Origin of the sequence: Pseudomonas sp. B10 (assembly GCF_900156235.1) — a bacterium.
Taxonomy (GTDB): Bacteria; Pseudomonadota; Gammaproteobacteria; order Pseudomonadales; family Pseudomonadaceae; genus Aquipseudomonas; species Aquipseudomonas siliginis.
Map to the genome: position 1 here is coordinate 4,652,221 of NZ_LT707063.1, position 21,263 is coordinate 4,673,483.

The 21,263-nt window shown below is 59.6% G+C and carries 21 protein-coding genes; 10 read left to right on the forward strand and 11 right to left on the reverse strand.

Going from position 1 to position 21,263, the window contains the following annotated elements; all coding sequences use genetic code 11:
• Positions 1 to 52: 52 nt before the first annotated feature.
• From BXA01_RS21060 to BXA01_RS21075, 4 genes are all read right to left on the reverse strand, one after another.
• Positions 53 to 997: an ornithine cyclodeaminase family protein gene (locus tag BXA01_RS21060; RefSeq protein WP_076565974.1), complete on the reverse strand. Its 945-nt coding sequence runs from the start codon at positions 995 to 997 to the stop codon at positions 53 to 55.
• Positions 998 to 1,114: 117 nt separating this feature from the next.
• The gene (gene rhlB / locus BXA01_RS21065; protein ID WP_076565976.1) at positions 1,115 to 2,593 is read right to left on the reverse strand and encodes an ATP-dependent RNA helicase RhlB; all 1,479 of its coding nucleotides are present in this window, start codon (positions 2,591 to 2,593) and stop codon (positions 1,115 to 1,117) included.
• A 96-nt stretch (positions 2,594 to 2,689) separates the two neighbouring features.
• Positions 2,690 to 3,346 carry an alpha/beta hydrolase gene (locus BXA01_RS21070; protein WP_076565978.1) on the reverse strand — a complete coding sequence of 219 codons (657 nt, stop codon included), beginning with the start codon at positions 3,344 to 3,346 and terminating at the stop codon, positions 2,690 to 2,692.
• A gap of 393 nt (positions 3,347 to 3,739) precedes the next feature.
• Entirely contained in the window at positions 3,740 to 4,945 is a 1,206-nt protein-coding gene (locus tag BXA01_RS21075) for an ISL3 family transposase (protein WP_083957550.1), read from the reverse strand.
• A gap of 185 nt (positions 4,946 to 5,130) precedes the next feature.
• Between BXA01_RS21075 and BXA01_RS21080 the strand changes: the two genes are divergently transcribed.
• The 4 genes from BXA01_RS21080 (at position 5,131) to BXA01_RS21095 (ending at position 9,293) form a co-directional block, all read left to right on the forward strand.
• On the forward strand, positions 5,131 to 6,162 hold the full coding sequence (locus BXA01_RS21080) for an amino acid ABC transporter substrate-binding protein (RefSeq protein WP_016771583.1): 1,032 nt from the start codon (positions 5,131 to 5,133) through the stop codon (positions 6,160 to 6,162).
• Positions 6,163 to 6,228: 66 nt separating this feature from the next.
• Positions 6,229 to 7,410 (forward strand): amino acid ABC transporter permease, encoded by a 1,182-nt coding sequence (locus tag BXA01_RS21085; protein WP_071174462.1) that lies wholly within the window; start codon positions 6,229 to 6,231, stop codon positions 7,408 to 7,410.
• Positions 7,411 to 7,420: 10 nt separating this feature from the next.
• Positions 7,421 to 8,515 (forward strand): amino acid ABC transporter permease, encoded by a 1,095-nt coding sequence (locus BXA01_RS21090; protein WP_016771582.1) that lies wholly within the window; start codon positions 7,421 to 7,423, stop codon positions 8,513 to 8,515.
• A 13-nt stretch (positions 8,516 to 8,528) separates the two neighbouring features.
• Positions 8,529 to 9,293 (forward strand): amino acid ABC transporter ATP-binding protein, encoded by a 765-nt coding sequence (locus tag BXA01_RS21095; protein WP_016771581.1) that lies wholly within the window; start codon positions 8,529 to 8,531, stop codon positions 9,291 to 9,293.
• A gap of 56 nt (positions 9,294 to 9,349) precedes the next feature.
• Here the strand turns inward: BXA01_RS21095 and BXA01_RS21100 are convergent, their stop codons facing one another.
• Together BXA01_RS21100 and BXA01_RS21105 are read right to left on the reverse strand one after the other, a co-directional pair.
• On the reverse strand, positions 9,350 to 9,835 hold the full coding sequence (locus BXA01_RS21100) for a type II TA system antitoxin MqsA family protein (protein WP_076565980.1): 486 nt from the start codon (positions 9,833 to 9,835) through the stop codon (positions 9,350 to 9,352).
• Entirely contained in the window at positions 9,832 to 10,143 is a 312-nt protein-coding gene (locus BXA01_RS21105) for a type II toxin-antitoxin system MqsR family toxin (RefSeq protein ID WP_076565982.1), read from the reverse strand. The genes BXA01_RS21100 and BXA01_RS21105 overlap by 4 nt, the downstream gene beginning before the upstream one ends.
• A 166-nt stretch (positions 10,144 to 10,309) precedes the next feature.
• Between BXA01_RS21105 and BXA01_RS21110 the strand changes: the two genes are divergently transcribed.
• From BXA01_RS21110 to BXA01_RS21130, 5 genes are all read left to right on the forward strand, one after another.
• Complete coding sequence (locus BXA01_RS21110) at positions 10,310 to 10,969, forward strand: FadR/GntR family transcriptional regulator (RefSeq protein WP_076565984.1); 660 nt, start codon at positions 10,310 to 10,312, stop codon at positions 10,967 to 10,969.
• Positions 10,959 to 12,263, forward strand: a complete 1,305-nt coding sequence (locus BXA01_RS21115) for a CynX/NimT family MFS transporter (RefSeq protein ID WP_076565986.1) — start codon at positions 10,959 to 10,961, stop codon at positions 12,261 to 12,263. The genes BXA01_RS21110 and BXA01_RS21115 overlap by 11 nt, the downstream gene beginning before the upstream one ends.
• A gap of 190 nt (positions 12,264 to 12,453) precedes the next feature.
• On the forward strand, positions 12,454 to 12,924 hold the full coding sequence (locus tag BXA01_RS21120) for a nuclear transport factor 2 family protein (RefSeq protein WP_076565988.1): 471 nt from the start codon (positions 12,454 to 12,456) through the stop codon (positions 12,922 to 12,924).
• A 40-nt stretch (positions 12,925 to 12,964) separates the two neighbouring features.
• Positions 12,965 to 13,267 (forward strand): GIY-YIG nuclease family protein, encoded by a 303-nt coding sequence (locus BXA01_RS21125; RefSeq protein WP_073473642.1) that lies wholly within the window; start codon positions 12,965 to 12,967, stop codon positions 13,265 to 13,267.
• Positions 13,268 to 13,351: 84 nt separating this feature from the next.
• Positions 13,352 to 14,287 (forward strand): glutathione S-transferase family protein, encoded by a 936-nt coding sequence (locus BXA01_RS21130; protein WP_076565991.1) that lies wholly within the window; start codon positions 13,352 to 13,354, stop codon positions 14,285 to 14,287.
• 118 nt (positions 14,288 to 14,405) lie between these two features.
• Here the strand turns inward: BXA01_RS21130 and BXA01_RS21135 are convergent, their stop codons facing one another.
• The gene (locus tag BXA01_RS21135; protein WP_056783081.1) at positions 14,406 to 14,756 is read right to left on the reverse strand and encodes a glutaredoxin family protein; all 351 of its coding nucleotides are present in this window, start codon (positions 14,754 to 14,756) and stop codon (positions 14,406 to 14,408) included.
• Positions 14,756 to 15,760: a nucleoid-associated protein YejK gene (gene yejK / locus BXA01_RS21140; protein ID WP_016771572.1), complete on the reverse strand. Its 1,005-nt coding sequence runs from the start codon at positions 15,758 to 15,760 to the stop codon at positions 14,756 to 14,758. The genes BXA01_RS21135 and yejK overlap by 1 nt, the downstream gene beginning before the upstream one ends.
• Before the next feature lie 395 nt (positions 15,761 to 16,155).
• On the opposite strand from yejK, the gene BXA01_RS21145 reads away from it, so the two are divergent.
• Complete coding sequence (locus BXA01_RS21145; protein WP_003221909.1) at positions 16,156 to 16,437, forward strand: HU family DNA-binding protein; 282 nt, start codon at positions 16,156 to 16,158, stop codon at positions 16,435 to 16,437.
• Positions 16,438 to 16,631: 194 nt separating this feature from the next.
• On the opposite strand, the gene rlmF is transcribed toward BXA01_RS21145, so the two are convergent.
• The 3 genes from rlmF to BXA01_RS21160 all read right to left on the reverse strand — a co-directional run bounded on the left by rlmF (position 16,632) and on the right by BXA01_RS21160 (position 21,258).
• Positions 16,632 to 17,651 carry a 23S rRNA (adenine(1618)-N(6))-methyltransferase RlmF gene (gene rlmF, locus BXA01_RS21150; protein WP_076565993.1) on the reverse strand — a complete coding sequence of 340 codons (1,020 nt, stop codon included), beginning with the start codon at positions 17,649 to 17,651 and terminating at the stop codon, positions 16,632 to 16,634.
• Between the two features lie 233 nt (positions 17,652 to 17,884).
• Complete coding sequence (locus BXA01_RS21155) at positions 17,885 to 20,731, reverse strand: valine--tRNA ligase (protein WP_076565995.1); 2,847 nt, start codon at positions 20,729 to 20,731, stop codon at positions 17,885 to 17,887.
• Positions 20,732 to 20,859: 128 nt separating this feature from the next.
• On the reverse strand, positions 20,860 to 21,258 hold the full coding sequence (locus BXA01_RS21160; RefSeq protein WP_076565996.1) for a DNA polymerase III subunit chi: 399 nt from the start codon (positions 21,256 to 21,258) through the stop codon (positions 20,860 to 20,862).
• Positions 21,259 to 21,263: the final 5 nt, after the last annotated feature.

Sequence of the window (21,263 nt, forward strand, 5' to 3'; positions counted from 1 at the left end):
AATGTCAGACCGCATTCGCGAGCAGGCTCGCTCCCACAGGGGATTGTTGGCGTTAGTGGGTTAAGTGATAAACCGCATTGGCGAGGGCAATGTCTTCCAGGCCCAAGCCGATTGAACGGAAGAACACGTGACGGTCGTAACCCGGGCGCTGCACTTTTTCGCTGAGCAAGTCGGCGAGGTCGCCGACAATCGAATCCTTGCTCCAGCCATGCTGTTCACTGGCAATCAACATCTCACCCGCCGATCCGGGCGTGGTCAGACGATAGTCGCAGAACACCTGCATGTCGTTGAGACTTTGCGGCGGTACTTCATGGGCGCGGGGGGCGTTGGTGCTGATCGAGGTGATCAGCGCCGGTTTGCTTAACGTTGCAGGATCAATCACCGGCCCGGCCGACGAGGTGCAGAGCATGATCACGTCAGCATCGGCGATGGCGGTCTCGCGGCTGTCGGCAATCTTCAGTGACGGCGTGATGGCCTTCAATACGGCCTGTGTTTCGGCGTCTTCCGTGAGCGACGGCGAATACAGGCTGATGCTTTGCCAGTCGCGCAACGCTTTCACATAGTGCAGATGCGCCTGAGCGATCTTGCCGCTGCCGATGATCGCCAGTCGTTGGGCATTCAACGGGGCGAGGGCATCGACCGCCACGGCCGTGGTCGCGGCGGTGCGCGCGATGGTCAGTTCGCCGGCATCACAGAGCAGCAGCGGCTCGCCGGTTTTCATCGACATCAACAATGTCCACGCCGTCACCAGCGCACCCTGCTCACGAACGATGTACGGCGAAGTCTTCACTCCGTACACGCCGTCTTCGGCCAGTACACCCAAGTAGTTGATGAAGTCGCCGGCACCCTGCGGAAACTCGACCAATTGCTGCGCCGGCTGCACGGCGTTCCCGGCCGCCAGATCGCGGAACAGCTTGCGCAGGATCTGCGGCACATCGATACGCGCCAACAGCTGGTGGGCCTGGGCTTGATCGATCACATAAGGCGTACTGGACATTTCGCGCTCCCAAACTAAACTTATTTTTCCATTATGGACTTTTAGTTCTGGCGAGCAACCATCGGGCATAAAAAAAGCGCAGTCCGTTGCCGGCTGCGCTTTCTCATATAGCGGAGCTTACTGCGGACGCTTGCGCTCAACCGCTCGCAGCAGGTGCGTCGGCGGGGTTTCGCAGCTGATCTTGCGACCAAGCTTTTCTTCGATCGACGGCAACTGGTAGGAGTCGTCCTCGCCGGCAAAGCTGATCGACACACCGTCAGCGCCGGCGCGACCGGTACGGCCGATGCGGTGTACGTAGTCGTCCGGCACTTCCGGCAGGGTGAAGTTGATCACGTGGCTGATGCCGTCGATGTGGATGCCGCGACCGGCGACATCGGTGGCCACCAGCACGCGAATCTTGCCTTCGCGGAAACCTTCCAGAGTCTTGATGCGCTTGTGCTGCGGTACGTCGCCGGACAGCTGCGCGGCGTTGATGCCGTCACGCACCAGACGCTCTTCGATGCGGCGTACTTCATCCTTGCGGTTGGCAAACACGATGACCCGCTCCCAACCGTTGTCGTTGACGAGGTTGTAGAGCAGCTTGTATTTGTCGGCAGCGGCCACGGCGTAGATGTGCTGCTCGACGTTCTCGTTGGCGACGTTGGTGATTTCGATTTCGACAATCGCCGGGTCGGTAGTCCACTGCTTGGCGAGGTTCATCACGTCTTCGGTGAAGGTCGCGGAGAACAGCAATGTCTGGCGTTCGGACTTCGGCGGGGTCTGGCGAATGATTTGCCGTACCTGCGGGATGAAACCCATGTCGAGCATGCGGTCGGCTTCGTCCAGGACCATCACTTCGACCATGTCCAGGTGCACATCGCCGCGCTGGTTGAAGTCGAGCAAGCGGCCCGGCGTGGCGACGAGGATGTCGCAATGCCGCGCTTCGAGGTGCTTGAGCTGTTTGTCGAAGTCCATGCCGCCGACGAAGGTCATTACGTTGAGGCCGGTGTACTTGGTCAGGTCAGCGGCGTCCTTGGCGATCTGCACCACCAGCTCGCGGGTCGGCGCGATGATCAGTGCGCGCGGTTCGCCCATGTAGCGCTCTTTCGGTGGCGGCGTCTGCAGCAACTGGGTGATGATCGAGATCAGGAACGCGGCGGTCTTGCCGGTGCCGGTCTGCGCGCGGCCGATTGCGTCTTTGCCGGCGAGGGTGAAGCCCAGCACCTGCGCCTGGATCGGCGTGCAGTAAGGAAAGCCCAGATCCTGAATGGCGTGCATCAGTTCCGGGGCAAGCTTGAAATCGTGAAAGCGGGTTTTGCCTTCCTGGGGTTCGACGACGAAGTCTTCGAGTTTCCATGGAATGACCGGTGCCTTGGGCTTCGGTTCGCGACGCGGTCTGGCCGGTTTCGGCGCTTCGCCGGGTGCAGGCTCTACGGCCATTGGCGCGGCCGCAGCGGGTTTTTCTTCGGGCTTCGGTGCGGCTACGGGAGCGGGGCGGTCGGCCTGCGGGGCATCGGCGCGATGACCGGGGGCGTGCGACGGCGCACTGGGAACTGGCGCGAGCTGCTCAGCCTCGCTTTTACCGAACATTTTCTTGAGTGCTTTGAGCACGGTCATCTCATCAATTGGTTAAGGAATGTACGCCGGCCAGTGTAATGCAAGAATCGGGCGCGGCGTAGTAGGAGGGATCAATGGGCAGGGATTGGTCGACAATCAGCGCAGTCGTTCGCTCAACCAGACACCAATGTCGCGGATCTCTTCAGGTAACACTTCGTGCTCCATTGGGTATTCCTGCCATGTCACGGTGACACCATGCTTCTTCAGATGCTCGTAAGCACTGCGGCCCATCGAGTTCTGAACCACGTTATCGAACTGGCCGTGCAGCGAGAGCACCGGAATGCGCTGCTGACTGGCGGATAACTCCAGTTCGTCGCTGAATGTCGGTGCGTAAGTCGACAACGCCAGCACCCCACCCAACGGCCCCTGCCATTTCAGAAATGCGGTGTGCAGCACCACCGCGCCGCCTTGGGAAAACCCGGCGAGAAAAATCCGCGAGGCGTCTATTCCGCTGGCGCGCTCGTTTTCGATCAGCTCGATGATGCGCTCTGCCGACGCCTCCAGTTCGTCGCGATCGATCGCCCGGGCCGGGCTCATGGCCTTGATGTCATACCAGCTGGGCATGGCATATCCGCCATTTATCGTCACTGGACGGGTCGGTGCCTGCGGCAGCACAAAGCGCGTGCTCAACAGACTTTCCTGCAACGCCTCGGCCACCGGAAGAAAGTCGTAACGGTCGGCGCCGAGGCCGTGCAGCCAGATCACGCAGGCGTCTGCGGGCTTAACAGGCTGGAGAATCAAGGGCTCGGTCATGTCTGCTCCAAAAATGTGCGGGCGCTCTCATTGAGTGCGTGATTGAAGTGCGCGCCCGGTTGATCCGTTAACAAGATGTCGCAAGGTTACAAGTTTAGCTATTGACGTGTCGCGCAATCACTTTCGCAAGCGGTGTGGTACGGCGTTTGCTATGGAGGTTTGCGTACGAAGCGTCCTACGCGTGGCGGTAACACTATCAGTGTCAGTCGCGTGATGGGATAGCAACGAATCCGGTGATGGATGTTCGCCAATGGCCGCTACGGGCTTAGCGAACGTGAAAGGGCTACAGCCCGTTCGGCCGATTGGTGAGAAGTGAGTGATCCATGATGTGGATTTTCTCCTACTAGACTCATAGCGAAGGTCTTACGTCGGTTGACCCTAAAAAAAGGTTCTTCACGGATTACCGGGAAAGACGCTCTTGATTTTCATGAAAAAGAACTCGCTATCCCGGTAACCGTACGCCATCCGCTTGATCACCTTTATTCGATTGTTTATTCCTTCCAGTTGGCCGGTATGCATCGGCCAGCGAACTCGGCTCACAATGCCCCGCCAGTAAAGCTTTAGCCGTTTGGCGAACTGGATCAGAGCAGGTATTTCGCTTTCATGTGCGTGGCGCAGCCATTGTTTCCAGGCTGATCTCCAGTCCCAAGCGGTGCTCGGCGTCCAGAGCGTTTTGAGTTCAGCCTTCATCAAATAGACCGTCATCAGCGATTGGTTGGCCGCCAACAGGTCTTGTAAATGGAGCTGTTGCTCCGGCGTTTTCAGGTTCTGCGGATTGCGCAGTAACAGCCATCGCGCTTGCTTGATAACCTTGCGAGCCGGCCTGTCATGACGTAGCCGATTGGCTTCGTCAACGCGAACCCGATCGATCACTTCTCGGCCATATTTGGCCACGACATGGAAGAGGTCATAGACCACTCGAGCTTTTGGGCAGTGCTGGCGAACCTCCAGGTCAAAAGCAGTATTCATGTCCATCGCGACCGCTTCGATTCGGGCGCAACCCTCTGCCCCCAGCTCTTCGAAGAATGGCCTGACCGCCGCACGGCTGCGGCCTTCACCAATCCACAGCACGCGCCGGGTATCGGCATCCAGCACCACGCTGGCATAACGATGCCCTTTGAACAACGCAAACTCATCCATCACCAAACGTCGCGGTTGCGCCTTTGGCAGCGCGCTCAACGTCGCTTGCAAGGCTCGACGCTCCAGCAACCTAACAGTATCCCAATGTAGGCCGAACATCTGAGCCACGTGCAGGGTTGGAAGGCGTTCGCAGGCCTGAATGACCGCCTCGGCCAAGCGGCGCGTCATGCGAGCGTAGCGGTCTAGCCAACTGACAGCCTCCATGCGTTTGCCACAGTCACGACAGCCAACCCGCCTGAGCAAAACGTTGAGACGTACAGCGCGGCCAAGGATGGGCAAATCACGAACGACGCGCTCGCAATACTCATGCGTAGTTGAACAGGGCCTTAGGCAGCCGCCACAGGAAGGAAATCGGGTGGCATGGGGGATCAGATCGATCTGTAGTGCGTCGCCATCAGGCTTGATCGTGACGACAGAAAAGCCCTCCCAAAAAGGAAGGAAAGTATTAATATCACGCATAAGAACGCCGGTTTGTTAGATGTGTTTGCTCGCACGAACATCATCAACCAAATCGGCGTTCTTGTTTCTGTGTTTCCCGGAATTCCGTGAAGAACCTAAAAAAAGCCAACACGGGTCAACAACGCCTCAAAAGGGTGCGACTGGACTCAAGCTCCGACACAACAAGAGCAAAACTGGAGGTTTGAATGAAGATGTTGAAATCCACTCTGGCGGTCGTGACTGCTGCAGCAGTACTAGGCGTCAGCGGGTTCGCTCAGGCGGGTGCAACCCTGGATGCGGTACAGAAAAAAGGTTTCGTGCAGTGTGGCGTGAGCGACGGTCTGCCGGGCTTCTCGGTACCGGATGCGACCGGCAAGATCCTCGGCATAGACGCCGACGTCTGCCGCGCTGTGGCCGCAGCCGTTTTCGGCGACGCCAACAAGGTCAAGTTCAGCCAGTTGAACGCCAAGGAGCGCTTCACCGCGCTGCAGTCCGGCGAGATCGACATCCTGTCGCGCAACACCACCATGACCAGCTCCCGTGACGCGGGCATGGGCCTGAAATTCCCGGGCTTCATCACCTACTACGACGGCATCGGCTTCCTTGTGAACAACAAGCTGGGCGTGAAAAGTGCCAAAGAGCTCGACGGCGCGACCATCTGCATCCAAGCCGGTACCACCACCGAACTGAACGTTTCCGACTACTTCCGTGGCAACGGTCTGAAATACACCCCGATCACCTTCGACACCTCCGATGAAAGCGCCAAGTCGCTGGAATCCGGCCGTTGCGACGTGCTGACCTCCGACAAGTCCCAGCTGTTCGCCCAGCGCAGCAAGCTGGCCTCGCCGAAGGACTACGTGGTGCTGCCGGAAACCATTTCCAAAGAACCACTGGGCCCGGTCGTGCGTAACGGCGACGACGAGTGGCTGGCGATCGTGCGTTGGGTCGGCTACGCGCTGCTCAATGCCGAAGAAGCCGGCATCACTTCGAAGAACGTCGAAGCTGAAGCCAAGTCCACCAAGAACCCGGACGTGGCCCGTATGCTCGGTGCTGACGGCGAATACGGCAAAGACCTGAAACTGCCGAAAGACTGGGTTGTGCAGATCGTCAAGCAGGTCGGCAACTACGGCGAAATCTTCGAGAAAAACCTCGGCAAGAGCACTCCGCTGGAAATCGACCGTGGCCTGAACGCCCTGTGGAACAACGGCGGCATTCAGTACGCACCACCAGTGCGCTAATGGTTCTATCGCCCGGCGGGCCAACCGCCGGGTGATGTTCTTGTTCCATTTCTTCCGGGGCACTTCATGCAAAATTCAATCGGCGCACCAAAGCAGAGGCTCAGCCTCAGCGATCCACGAGTGCGTGCGTGGCTATTCCAGATCATCACCGTTGTGGCGGTGGTCTCGCTTGGCTGGTACCTGTTCGACAACACGCAAACCAACCTTCAGCACCGGGGTATCACTTCCGGTTTCAGCTTTCTGGAGCGCAGTGCCGGGTTCGGCATCGCTCAAACCCTGATCGACTACACCGAAGCGGACAGTTATGCGCGGGTGTTTGTCATCGGCCTGCTCAACACCCTGTTGGTGACCTTTATCGGCGTGATCCTGGCGACGATTCTCGGTTTCATCGTCGGTGTAGCGCGGCTGTCGCAGAACTGGATCATTGCCAAACTGGCGACGGTGTATGTGGAAGTATTCCGCAACATTCCGCCGCTGCTGCAGATCCTGTTCTGGTACTTCGCGGTGTTCCTGACCATGCCGGGGCCGCGCAACAGCCACAACTTCGGCGACACCTTCTTCGTCAGCAGCCGTGGCCTGAACATGCCGGCCGCACTCGCCGCTGACGGCTTCTGGGCGTTCGTGATCAGCATCGTGCTGGCGATCGTCGGCATCGTCCTGATGTGCCGCTGGGCCAACAAGCGTTTCGAGGAAACCGGCGTACCGTTCCACAAGTTCTGGACTGGCCTGGCGATTGCGCTGGTGATCCCGACCTTGTGCGCGCTGATCTTCGGCGCTCCGTTGCACTGGGAAATGCCCGAGCTCAAGGGCTTCAACTTTGTCGGTGGCTGGGTGTTGATCCCGGAACTGCTGGCGTTGACCCTGGCGCTCACCGTGTATACCGCAGCGTTCATCGCCGAAATCGTGCGTTCAGGGATCAAGTCGGTCAGCCACGGCCAGACCGAAGCAGCGCGTTCCCTCGGCCTGCGCAACGGCCCGACCCTGCGCAAGGTGATCATCCCGCAAGCCCTGCGCGTGATCATTCCGCCGCTGACCAGCCAATACCTCAACCTGGCGAAAAACTCCTCGCTGGCCGCCGGTATCGGTTACCCGGAAATGGTTTCGCTGTTCGCCGGCACCGTGCTCAACCAGACCGGGCAGGCCATCGAAGTGATTGCCATCACCATGAGCGTGTACCTGGCGATCAGTATCAGCATTTCCCTGCTGATGAACTGGTACAACAAGCGCATTGCGCTGATCGAGCGGTAAGGAAAAGCGCATGAGTACTCATACTTTCAAACCCGACATGCCTCCACCCAACAGCAGCATCGGCGTGGTGGCGTGGATGCGCGCGAACATGTTCTCCAGCTGGCTCAACACCCTGCTGACGCTGTTTGCGTTCTACCTGATCTACCTGGTCGTGCCACCGATCCTCAGTTGGGCGATCGTCGACGCCAACTGGGTCGGCACCACGCGCGCCGACTGCACCAAGGAAGGCGCGTGCTGGGTGTTCATTCAGCAGCGGTTCGGCCAGTTCATGTACGGCTACTACCCGACCGAACTGCGCTGGCGCGTCGACCTGACCGTGTGGCTGGCGGTCATTGGCGCGGCACCGCTGTTCATCTCGCGGGTGCCGCGTAAAGCGGTGTACGGCCTGAGCTTCCTGGTGCTGTACCCGATCATTGCCTTCACTTTGCTGCATGGCGGTTTCGGAATGACCACCGTGCCGACCAGCCAGTGGGGCGGCCTGATGCTGACCCTGGTGATCGCCACGGTCGGCATCGCCGGAGCGTTGCCGCTGGGCATCGTGCTGGCGCTGGGGCGGCGTTCGAACATGCCGGCGATTCGTGTGGTCTGCGTGACCTTCATCGAGTTCTGGCGCGGCGTGCCGTTGATCACGGTGTTGTTCATGTCCTCGGTGATGCTGCCGCTGTTCCTGCCCGAAGGCATGAACTTCGACAAGCTGCTGCGGGCGCTGATCGGCGTGATCCTGTTCCAGTCGGCCTACGTCGCCGAAGTGGTGCGCGGTGGTCTGCAAGCGATTCCCAAAGGGCAGTACGAAGCGGCTGCAGCGATGGGCCTCGGTTACTGGCGTTCGATGGGCCTGGTGATTCTGCCGCAAGCCCTGAAGCTGGTGATCCCGGGCATCGTCAACACGTTCATTGCGCTGTTCAAGGACACCAGCCTGGTGATCATCATCGGCCTGTTCGACCTGCTCAACAGCGTCAAGCAAGCCGCCGCCGACCCGAAATGGCTGGGCATGGCCACCGAAGGCTACGTGTTCGCCGCCCTGGTGTTCTGGATTTTCTGTTTTGGTATGTCGCGCTATTCCATGCATCTGGAACGCAAGCTCGACACTGGCCACAAGCGTTAGGAGTTCTCTGTAAATGAGCGAAGCAATCAAAAAGCCTGTGGGTCCGGAAGGCATCATCCAGATGCAGGGCGTGAACAAGTGGTACGGCCAGTTTCACGTACTCAAGGACATCAACCTCAACGTCAAACAGGGCGAGCGCATCGTTCTGTGTGGCCCGTCTGGTTCCGGTAAATCGACCACGATTCGTTGCCTCAATCGTCTGGAAGAACACCAGCAGGGGCGCATCGTCGTCGATGGCGTGGAACTGACCAACGACCTCAAGCAGATCGAAGCGATCCGCCGCGAAGTCGGCATGGTGTTCCAGCACTTCAACCTGTTCCCGCACCTGACCATTCTGCAGAACTGCACCCTGGCGCCGATGTGGGTGCGCAAGATGCCCAAGCGCAAGGCCGAGGAAATCGCCATGCATTATCTGGAACGCGTACGCATTCCGGAGCAGGCGCACAAATATCCGGGGCAGCTTTCCGGCGGTCAGCAACAGCGTGTGGCGATCGCCCGCGCCTTGTGCATGAAGCCGAAAATCATGCTGTTCGACGAACCGACTTCAGCGCTTGACCCGGAGATGGTGAAAGAGGTTCTGGACACCATGATCGGTCTGGCCGAAGACGGCATGACCATGCTCTGCGTGACCCACGAAATGGGCTTCGCCCGCACCGTGGCCAACCGCGTGATCTTCATGGACAAGGGCGAAATCGTTGAACAGGCGGCGCCGAACGACTTCTTCGACAATCCGCAGAATGATCGGACGAAGTTGTTCTTGAGTCAGATTTTGCATTGATGGTGGATGGGTAAAAAACAACCCGGCGATTTGCCGGGTTTGTTTTTTTTGGGCGCTCAGGAAGCACTGAGAGATTGGCGCTTTGCGTGCTCGATGAACGTAAATGCTCCTCTCAAGTCAGCGCCTTCTGCCAAGACTCTGGCATCCGCCAGCAAGTGTGGGTAGCGATCCAGCAAACGCATGAGCAGCATTAACGCCTTCGGCGGCAGTACCTCGCCGCGTTCGTAGCGTGAAAAGGCATTGTGTCCACCGCCGGACAGCAATTGCACCGTTTCCTTTTGTGTCAGATGCAGTTTCCGGCGAATTTTTTTCATTTCATTGCCGATCATTCTTCTGCTGGCGATAACGAGCTCATCGCATGCGTCCGAGTAGCGCTGCCCGCACACTTCATCGAGTTCGACTTCTCCGCACTTCTGGCACTCCCAGCCCGACAGGTCCTCAACTCGACGCTCCATTCCCTTTACGCTCACCGTTTCGCCTCGACCTTCGAAATGCACCATTCCTTCAGATGCACCGCAACTGAAGCACTGTTGCGTATTCATGATTTGTTCTCCTTGAAGGAGATCACGGGCGGGCGTCTGTCGCTGTGATATGACACCTTTATGTAAATCTCCAGACCATGTGAATTGATGTGGTAGACGTCCTGCCAAATACGGTGGTTGTCATAGGTCGTCATCGACTTGTAGAGCATGTTGCGCTGCAGCATGCAAACGACTTCCTGCATCTCTGCAAGCGTAAGCTCCATGTCGGAACCGGTTCTTCTTGCTGTGTGCGTAAATGCTCTCCAGCCTAATCTCCTGACATCCGCCTTGATCACCGCCAAGTCGTAATGGGGTGTGTTCTTTTCCATAAGAAGCCAAAACCCTGTCCCTGAAATTACCCTTAAAGGGTAATTTTGACCAATCGAAAATACCGCTTCATGTGTCTCCGATTGACCCTAGGTGGTTGCCGTCCTACATGGGTCTGACTAACATGTCGGAAAATTCATCCCATGATTGGATGAAAGGGTGAGGCACATGTCAGATATTTCCCCTTTGATCAAGCGATCCCTGGTCGATCAGGCTTTGGATCAACTGCGTCAACGCATCAACAGCGGCGCGTGGCAGGTCGGCGAGCGTCTGCCGACCGAGCCTGAGCTGTGTGCCGAACTGGGCATCAGCCGCAACACCGTGCGCGAAGCCATGCGTGTTCTGGCGTTTTCCGGTCTGATCGAAATTCGCCAGGGCGATGGCAGTTATCTGCGCGCGGTGGTCGATCCGCTGGATACGCTCAAAGCGTTGTCCCGCTGTTCCCTGGAGCAGGCTCGGGAGACCCGACACATCCTTGAAGTCGAGGCCATCGGCTTGGCGGCGTTGCGTCGTACCGATGAGGATCTGGCGGCGCTGCGTGAAGCGCTCGGCACCAGCGGCAGCCACTATCACGGCGATCTCGACACCTATATCGCCTGCGATCTGGTGTTCCATCGCCGATTGGTCGACGCCGCGCACAACCCGACCCTCAGCGAGCTGTATCGCTATTTCTCCAGCATCGTCGGCGCGCAATTGCGCCAGACCTTGAATATCTCCCCGCGCCGTCAGGAAGTGTTCGATTTGCACATCGACTTGCTCGATGCGGTCGAGCAACGCGACCCGGAACGAGCGAAAGCCTTGTCGAGGCAGTTGATCAATGAACCTTGAAACCGAGAAAACCATGTCCCGCAGTGAGTTATCCACAGCGTCGAAGCGCTCCGCCGAACTTGAAGAGCTGCTGATCGATGCCGAGGCTGATGACGAGCAGGTCCAGCAAAGCCACCCATTGGTAAAACGCCCGTGGCTGTTGCTGCTCGGGTTGATTCTGGTGGCGCTGAACCTGCGCCCGGCGTTGTCGAGCATGGCGCCATTGCTCAGCGAGGTCTCCAGAAGCCTCGGGCTGTCTGCGGCGCAGGCGGGATTGCTGACCACGTTGCCAGTGCTGTGCCTGGGCTTGTTCGCACCGCTGGCGCCGATTCTGGCGCGGCGTTTCGGTGCCGAGCGCGTGGTGCTGGGGATTCTGCTGACGCTGGCCGGCGGGATTATCCTGCGCAGCAATTTCGGCGAGATCGGCCTGTTCGCCGGCAGCGTGCTTGGGGGCGCCAGCATCGGCATCGTTGGCGTGCTGCTGCCGGGCATCGTCAAGCGCGACTTCGCCAAACATGCCGGGACCATGACCGGCGTCTACACCATGGCGCTGTGCCTGGGCGCGGCGATGGCGGCGGGTTCGACCGTGCCGCTAAGTGAACACTTCGGCAACAGCTGGGCGATGGGCCTGGGCTTCTGGGTGATTCCGGCATTGGTGGCCGCGGTATTCTGGCTGCCACAAGTCGGCTCCAAACATGGCGCACACAACGTCGCCTATCGCGTGCGCGGGTTGCTGCGTGATCCGCTGGCCTGGCAGGTGACCTTGTACATGGGCCTGCAATCGTCGCTGGCCTACATCGTGTTTGGCTGGTTGCCGTCGATCCTCATCGGGCGCGGGCTGACACCGACTCAGGCCGGATTGGTGCTGTCCGGTTCGGTGATCATTCAACTGGCCAGTTCGCTGGCCGCGCCGTGGCTGGCGACCCGGGGCAAGGATCAGCGCCTGGCGATCGTCGTGGTCATGGCGCTGACCCTGGCCGGCCTGTTCGGCTGCCTGTACGCACCTATCGAAGGTCTGTGGGGCTGGGCGATTCTGCTCGGACTGGGGCAGGGCGGCACGTTCAGTCTCGCCCTGACCCTGATCGTGCTGCGCTCGCGCGATTCCCATGTCGCGGCGAACCTGTCGAGCATGTCCCAGGGTTTTGGCTACACCCTGGCGTCCATGGGGCCGTTTGCCGTGGGCGTGGTGCATGACTGGACCGGCGGCTGGAATGCCCTGGGCTGGATATTCGGCGTTATCGGTGCCGGTGCGATCCTCGCCGGGCTGGGTGCGGGGCGCGCGTTGTATGTGCAGGTGCAAAGCGAAAAGCTCTGAATGCACTGGGTGCAAATGTGGGAGCGAGCCTGCTCGCGAAAGCGGTGTTTCGGTCAACATAGATGTTGAATGTTGAATTGCCTTCGCGAGCAGGCTCGCTCCCACAAGGGTTTTGCGTATTGCGGATAGTGTTTCTGCGCGCGGCAGATTATGGTGCTGGCAATCTGTACCTATTTCTTTGGAGATTGCCTTGAGCGAAGCCCATAGCGCCCTGATCACCCGCTTCTACCAAGCCTTTCAGCGCCTTGACGCCGAAGCCATGGCCGCCTGCTACACCGATGATGTGGTCTTCAGCGATCCGGCCTTCGGCGAGTTGCGCGGGCGCGATGCCGGCGACATGTGGCGCATGCTGACTACCCGCGCCAAGGATTTTTCCCTGACCTTCGACAACGTCCGCGCCGACGAGCGCACCGGCGGCGCACACTGGGTCGCGACCTACCTGTTCAGCCAGACCGGCAACATCGTCATCAACGATATCCAGGCGCGTTTCGTGTTCCGTGACGGCAAGATCTGTGAGCACCACGACCACTTCGATCTGTGGCGCTGGTCGCGGCAGGCGCTCGGTTTCAAAGGCCTGCTGCTGGGCTGGACGCCGCTGGTGCGCAACGCCGTCCGCGCCCAGGCGCGCAAGGGACTGAAGGCATTTCAGGCCGGGCGCTGATAAGATCGCCGCCTGTTTTCCTACACGTTCAGATCCCGAAGTGACCAGTCTTAGCGAACAATCCGTCGATGCTGCCGAGCCAGTGAGCAAATCCTGGTTCGTCTACCTCGTGCGTGCCGCCAATGGCTCCTTGTACTGCGGAATCAGCGACGACCCGGTGCGGCGTTTTGCCAAGCACCAGAGCGGCAAGGGCGCGCGGTTCTTTCTCTCCAGCCCGGCGATGGCGCTGGTCTACACCGAACTTTGCCGCGACAAAAGCGATGCTTTGCGCCAGGAACGGTTGATCAAGAAACTGCGCAAGAGCGCCAAGGAATGCCTCGTCGCGTCTTATCAATCTGACTGATTGGTTCCCATCAGGCAGATCTGTAGGCTGCTAATCAAATGCACGCTAAGCTGCGGGCTCACTATCTGAGCGGCGGAGCCGAGCATGTCCGAGTTGATTCTGCACCATTACCCGACCTCTCCATTCGCCGAGAAGGCGCGCCTGCTGCTGGGTTTCAAAGGTTTGTCCTGGCGTTCGGTGCATATTTCCCCGGTGATGCCCAAGCCTGATCTGACGGCATTGACCGGTGGCTACCGCAAGACTCCAGTGTTGCAGATCGGTGCTGACATCTATTGCGACACCGCACTGATCGCTCGACGCCTGGAACAGGAAAAAGCCCTGCCGACGTTCTTCCCCGAAGGTCAGGAAATGACCAGCGCCAGTTTTGCGGCGTGGGCCGATTCGGTGGTGTTCCAGCACGCGGTGAGCCTGGTGTTCCAACCGGAGTCGGTGGCGGTGCGTTTCGGCAAGTTGCCGCCGGAAGCGATCAAGGCCTTCCTGGCCGACCGCGCCGGTTTGTTCAGCGGTGGCAGCGCCACGCGTCTGTCCGCCGAGCAGGCCAAACATCAGTGGCCGACGATCATGGCGCGGCTGGAGCAACAGTTGCAGCGCGAGCAGGGCGACTTCCTCTTCGGCGAGCCATCGATTGCCGACTTCGCCCTGGCGCATCCGCTGTGGTTCCTCAAGGCGACCCACGTCACGGCGCCGCTGGTGGATGAATATCCGGCGGTGGCGGCGTGGCTGGGTCGAGTGTTGGGGTTCGGCCATGGCGCAGCGAGCGAGATGTCTTCCGCCGAGGCACTGGAGGTCGCGCGTAACGCGACGCCAGCGGCATTGCCGGATGAGCGGTTCGTTGATCCGAACGGCTTCAAGGCCGGCCAGCAAGTGGCTATTGCCGCTATCGATTACGGCGTTGATCCGGTGGTGGGCGAGCTGCTGTTTGCTGGCCGTGAAGAGCTGATCATTCGCCGTGAAGACGAACGTGGCGGCGTGGTGCATGTGCACTTTCCGCGCTTTGGGTTCCGTATCGAGGCGCGCTGATTTATCGAGTCAGCTGCAAAACCTGTGGGAGCGAGCCTGCTCGCGAAGACGATGGATCATTCAACATGGTTGTTGGCTGATGCAGCGCTTTCGCGAGCAGGCTCGCTCCCACAGTGGATTATTTCAGGGCAGCGAGGATTTCGTCCGGATCGAATCCGCGAATCAACGTGCCGTTCACATCGATCAGCGGAATCCCGCGCCCACCCAGTGCCTCATACGCCTTGCGCGCATCGGCATCTTTCTCGATGTCGAACTCCTTGAACGGTATGCCTTTGCTGTCGAGAAAGCGTTTGGTCTGTTTGCAGTAGCCGCACCAGTCGGTGGCATAGAGCACGACATTGGCTTGCGCCCGGGTCTGCGGCGAGACCATTTGCGCGGGATTGAACACCCGCTCGATCTTGCCCCAGTTCTGATAGACCACGACCACCAGCAGTACCAGGGCGACTTTTTTCAGCACATTGCCGAGCATCAGTTACGCCGCTTCAGCTGGTCGGTCAGCGAAGTCGGCAGGCCTTTGATGATCAGGGTGCCGTTCTCTTCGTCGTACTCGATCTTCGAACCCAGCAGGTGCGCTTCGAAGCTGATCGACAGGCCTTCGGCGCGGCCGGTGAAGCGGCGAAATTGATTGAGGGTGCGCTTGTCTGCCGGGATCTCCGGCGACAGGCCGTAGTCCTTGTTGCGGATGTGGTCGTAGAAGGCCTTCGGGCGTTCTTCGTCGATCAGTTCCGACAGCTCCTCAAGGCCCATCGGTTCGCCGAGCTTGGCCTGGCTGCTGGCGTAGTCGACCAGGGTCTTGGTCTTCTCGCGGGCCGAGTCTTCCGGCAGGTCTTCGCTCTCGACAAAGTCACTGAAGGCCTTGAGCAGTGTGCGCGTCTCGCCGGGGCCGTCGACACCTTCCTGGCAGCCGATGAAGTCGCGGAAATACTCCGAGACCTTCTTGCCATTCTTGCCCTTGATGAACGAGATGTACTGCTTGGACTGCTTGTTGTTCTGCCACTCGGAAACGTTGATCCGCGCGGCCAGATGCAACTGGCCAAGGTCGAGATGGCGCGAGGGCGTCACGTCGAGCTCGTCGGTCACCGCCACGCCTTCGCTGTGGTGCAGCAGGGCGATCGCCAGATAGTCAGTCATGCCTTGCTGATAGTGGGCGAACAGCACGTGGCCACCCACCGACAGGTTGGATTCTTCCATCAGCTTCTGCAGATGCTCGACCGCCACTTTGCTGAATGCAGTGAAGTCACGGCCGCCGTCCATGTACTCCTTCAGCCAGCCGCTGAAGGGGAACGCGCCGGATTCCGGATGGAACAGGCCCCAGGCTTTGCCCTGTTTGGCGTTGTAGCTTTCGTTGAGGTCGGCGAGCATGTTTTCGATGGCTGCGGACTCGGCCAGTTCAGAGTCACGGGCGTGCAGAACTGCGGGCGTGCCGTCGGGTTTTTTGTCGATCAGGTGGACGATGCAATGACGGATCGGCATGGGCTTCTCGGCTGTTGGAAGGGAGGAGGGCAGGCTCCCCCGAAAAAGCGCTCAGTGTACCGCAACCACTGGTTTTGGCGCGGGTTGCAGGGCAAAACCGGGGCGCGCGCCCGGCCTTAAGCGGTTTTTTACCGATTTAGCGCAATAAAGCTGACCAAATGGGTAGCTAGAGGCGGATATTTCCTTGTCGCTGTGCTAGTTTTGCCCGGTCTTACGCGAAGTCACTGCGTTAAGCGTGCATTCAGCATTTGTCAGGTCGAACCAAACCCTGATTTCGGCATCTATAACCCGACTCGTCGTGGTTATCGCCGAGGGTGCCAGATCCAGAAGATCGGGCTCGATGGCTGACACTGCACTCTGCAATCCATATGAATTTGATAGGGAAGGAACACTACATGGCTCTTACTAAAGACCAACTGATCGCCGACATCGCTGAAGCTATCGACGCGCCGAAAACCACCGCGCGTAACGCTCTGGACCAACTGGGCCAAATCGTTGCCGATCAGCTGGAAAACGGCGGCGAAATCACCTTGCCAGGTATCGGCAAGCTGAAAGTGACCGAGCGTCCTGCCCGCACCGGCCGTAACCCTTCGACTGGCGCTGCCATCGAAATCCCTGCAAAGAAAGTGATCAAGCTGGTTGTGGCCAAAGGCCTGACCGACGCTGTGAACAAGTAAGACGCAGCGATAAAAAAACCGTGCTTCGGAGTGATCCGGGGCACGGTTTTTTTGTGTCTGTGATTTGACGGTCAAGTCGCGGGCAAATGTGGGAGCGAGCCTGCTCGCGAAAGCGGTGTGTCAGTCGATATTGAAGCTGACTGACACGCTGCCTTCGCGAGCTGGCTCGCTCCCACTGGGGTATCTGCTGTGTGTTAGCGAACCCAGCGCTCACGCCGCCAGATCTGCTGCTCGGACTTGGTCTGGAAGGTCCAGGCGACAAAGCGGCTCTGCTTCTGGCCCTGCGACATCTCCACGACCTGGCTCTCCAGCACGCCGGCCTTCTTCAGTGCCGTCTCGATGGCCGGCAGGTTCGAGGCCTTCGACACCAGCGTGCTGAACCACAACACCTTGTGCTGGAAGTTCGCGCTCTCGGCAATCAACTGCGTCACGAAGCGTGCTTCGCCGCCTTCACACCACAGCTCCGCCGATTGCCCACCGAAGTTCAGCACCGGCAGCTTGCGTTTCGGGTCGGCCTTGCCCAGGGCGCGCCATTTGCGCTCGCTGCCCTTGGTCGCTTCTTCCATCGAAGCGTGGAACGGCGGGTTGCACATGGTCAGGTCAAAACGCTCGCCCGGCTCCAGCAAGCCGATGAGGATGTGCTTGCGGTTTTCCTGCTGGCGCAGCTGGATCACTTTGCTCAGATCATTGGACTGCACGATGGCTCGCGCCGCCGCCACGGCTGTCGGGTCGATCTCCGAGCCGAGGAAGTGCCAGCGATATTCGCTGTTGCCGATCAGCGGATAAACGCAGTTGGCGCCCATGCCGATATCCAGCACATTGACGATCGCGCCGCGCGGCACCTTGCCGTCGTTCATGCTCGCCAGCAGGTCGGCGAGAAAGTGCACATAGTCGGCACGCCCCGGAACCGGAGGGCAGAGGTAATCCGCCGGGATATCCCAATGCTGAATGCCGTAGAACGCCTTGAGCAGTGCCCGATTGAACACACGTACTGCGTCGGGGCTGGCGAAGTCGATGCTTTCCTTGCCGTACGGGTTGGTGATCACGTACTTGGCCAGTTCCGGCGTGGTCTTGATCAGCGCCGGAAAGTCGTAACGACCCTGATGGCGATTGCGCGGGTGCAGGCTGGCCTTCTCGCGCGGCTCGACGGCTTTGCTTGGGGACGCGACATCAGGCTTCTTGCGCGCAGGTTTGGGTGTGCGGGGGGCGGTCATGGGCGTGTTCGATTCGGGTATGGCTGAAAGTGGCGGGCATTGTCCCACATCTGAAGGCAACACCGTTCAAACTGTGGGAGCGGGCCTGCTCGCGAAGGCGGTTTCACATCCGGCAGATTTGTCGGCTGACACAGCGCTTTCGCGAGCAGGCTCGCTCCCACAGGGGACTCAAGGTTTGGCAGGAATAAAAAAGGGAGGCCACTTGGGCCTCCCTTTTTCACTGCGATTTGCCGTTACAGACTGGCAATCCGCGCATGTTGCTCGGCCAGTTTGCCCAGGGCCTGTTCGGCCTCGGCCAGTTTGGCGCGTTCCTTCTCGATGACTTCGGCCGGAGCCTTGTCGACGAAACCTGCGTTGGACAGCTTGCCGCCAACCCGCTGGACTTCGCCCTGCAAACGCAGGATTTCCTTGTCCAGACGCGCCAGTTCGGCGCCCTTGTCGATCAGACCGGCCATTGGCACCAGCACTTCCATCTCGCCCACCAATGCGGTAGCGGACAGCGGTGCTTCTTCGCCAGCGGCGAGTACGGTGATCGATTCCAGACGCGCCAGCTTCTTCAGCAGCGCTTCGTTCTCGGTCAGGCGGCGCTGGTCTTCAGCGCTGACGTTCTTCAGGAAGATCGGCAGTGGCTTGCCCGGGCCGATGTTCATCTCGCCACGAATGTTGCGCGTGCCGAGCATCAGTTCCTTGAGCCATTCGATGTCGTTTTCCGCCGCCGGATCGATGCGCTCCTCGTTGGCCACCGGCCAAGGCTGCAGCATGATCGTTTTGCCCTGAATACCGGCCAGCGGCGCGATACGCTGCCAGATTTCTTCAGTGATAAACGGCATGAACGGATGCGCCAGACGCAGCGCCACTTCCAGCACGCGCACCAGCGTACGGCGAGTGCCGCGCTGACGTTCGACCGGCGCGTTCTCGTCCCACAGCACAGGCTTGGACAGTTCCAGATACCAGTCGCAGTACTGATTCCAGATGAACTCGTACAACGCTTGCGCGGCGAGGTCGAAACGGAACTGATCCAGTTGGCGGGTCACTTCGGCTTCGGTGCGTTGCAGCTGCGAGATGATCCAGCGATCGGCCAGCGACAGCTCGTAGGATTCGCCGTTCTGGCCGCAGTCTTCGCCCTTGTCCAGAACGTAACGCGCGGCGTTCCAGATCTTGTTGCAGAAGTTGCGATAGCCTTCGACGCGACCCATGTCGAACTTGATGTCGCGTCCGGTCGAGGCCAGCGAGCAGAACGTGAAGCGCAGGGCGTCGGTGCCGTAGCTTTCGATGCCGTTGGCGAACTCTTCGCGGGTGGCTTTCTCGATCTTCTTCGCCAGTTTCGGTTGCATCAGGCCCGAGGTGCGCTTCTGCACCAGGGTTTCCAAATCGATGCCGTCGATGATGTCCAGCGGGTCAAGGACGTTGCCCTTGGACTTGGACATCTTCTGGCCCTGGCCGTCGCGTACCAGGCCGTGTACGTAGACAGTCTTGAACGGAACCTGCGGCGTGCCGTCTTCGTTCTTCATCAGGTGCATGGTCATCATGATCATCCGGGCAACCCAGAAGAAAATGATGTCGAAACCGGTGACCAGCACGTCGGTGGAGTGGAATTTCTTCAGGAACTCGGTCTGCTCAGGCCAGCCCAGAGTAGAGAACGTCCATAGGCCGGAGCTGAACCAGGTGTCGAGTACGTCGTTGTCCTGTTGCAGCGCAACGTCCGGGCCGAGGTTGTGCTTGGCACGCACTTCGGCTTCGTCGCGACCGACGTAGACTTTGCCTGACTCGTCGTACCAGGCCGGAATCCGGTGGCCCCACCACAGCTGACGGCTGATGCACCAGTCCTGGATGTCGCGCATCCACGAGAAGTACATGTTTTCGTACTGCTTGGGCACGAACTGGATGCGACCGTCTTCAACGGCAGCAATCGCCGGCTCGGCCAGCGGCTTGGTCGATACGTACCACTGGTCGGTCAGCCACGGCTCGATGACCGTGCCGGAGCGATCGCCTTTCGGCGTTTTCAGGTTGTGATCGTTGACACTCACCAGCAGGCCGGCGGCGTCGAACGCAGCAACGATCTGCTTGCGCGCTTCGAAACGTTCGAGGCCGGCGAACTCGGCCGGAATCTTGCCGTCGATGCTCTCGTTCAGCGTGCCGTCAAGGTTGAACACCTGCGCGGCAGGCAGCACGTTGGCGTTCTTGTCGAAGATGTTCAGCAGCGGCAGGTTGTGGCGCTTGCCGACTTCGTAGTCGTTGAAATCGTGGGCCGGGGTGATTTTCACGCAGCCGGTGCCGAATTCAGGATCGCAGTAATCGTCGGCGATGATCGGGATGCGGCGGCCAACCAGTGGCAGCTCGACGAATTTGCCGATCAGCGCTTTGTAGCGCTCGTCGTTCGGGTTAACCGCGACGGCGGAGTCGCCGAGCATGGTTTCCGGACGGGTGGTGGCGACGATCAGGAAGTCATTGCCCTCGGCGGTTTTAACGCCATCGGCCAATGGGTATTTCAGGTTCCACAGAAAGCCTTTCTCTTCGTGGTTTTCCACTTCGAGGTCGGAAATCGCCGTGTGCAGTTTGGTGTCCCAGTTGACCAGACGCTTGCCGCGATAGATCAAGCCGTCTTCATGCAGACGCACGAAGGCTTCCTTGACCGCTTCCGAGAGGCCGTCGTCCATGGTGAAGCGCTCGCGGCTCCAGTCGACGGACGAGCCGAGGCGACGGATCTGCCGGCTGATGTTGCCGCCAGACTGATCTTTCCATTCCCAGACTTTTTCGAGGAATTTTTCCCGGCCCAGATCGTGACGATTCTGGCCCTGGGCTTCGAGTTGGCGCTCCACCAGCATCTGCGTGGCGATACCGGCGTGGTCGGTACCCGGCTGCCACAGGGTGTCGCGACCCTGCATGCGGCGGAAACGGATCAACGCGTCCATGATCGCGTTGTTGAAGCCGTGACCCATGTGCAGGCTGCCGGTGACGTTCGGCGGCGGGATCATGATGGTGTAGGACTCGCCCGCGCCTTGCGGGGCGAAGTAGTTCTCGGACTCCCAGGTCTTGTACCAGGAAGTTTCAATGGCGTGCGGCTGGTAGGTCTTATCCATGCGCGGCGGGACCCTATTGGCATTTATTCAGGAAAAGCCGGGAAGTATAGCCGTGGGGGCAGCCACAAGCCACAAGCTGCAAGCTTCAAGAGGAGCGAGGCGGATTTGCTTTGGCTTTGGCTTGCACCTTAAAGCTTGCCGCTTGCAGCTGCGGCGAGCAGCCGCTCCATCCGCGCATTGAGGCGACGTTTGATTTCGGTTTCGATGTGCGGAGCGAAGTCGTCGATCACGTCTTGCATGATCAATTGCGCGGCGGCGCGCAGTTCGCTGTCCAGGTGCAGCAAGGCGTCCGGGCCTTTATCGACCGGTGCGGCAGCCGGTGCAGCCGGCGGCGCTGGTGGCGGCTCGACGGCCGCCGGCTCATTGCCGACGGAATCGAACAGCATCGGAATCTGTTCCTGTTCGCTGTCATCGACCGTATCGGTCAACAGCGGCGGTTGCAGGTTGTCATCGCCGAGCAACTGGCGGATCGATTCGAGATCGTCCAGCAGGTGTGCGGATTTCTGTTGCGGTTTCGGAGTGTCCATTGGAA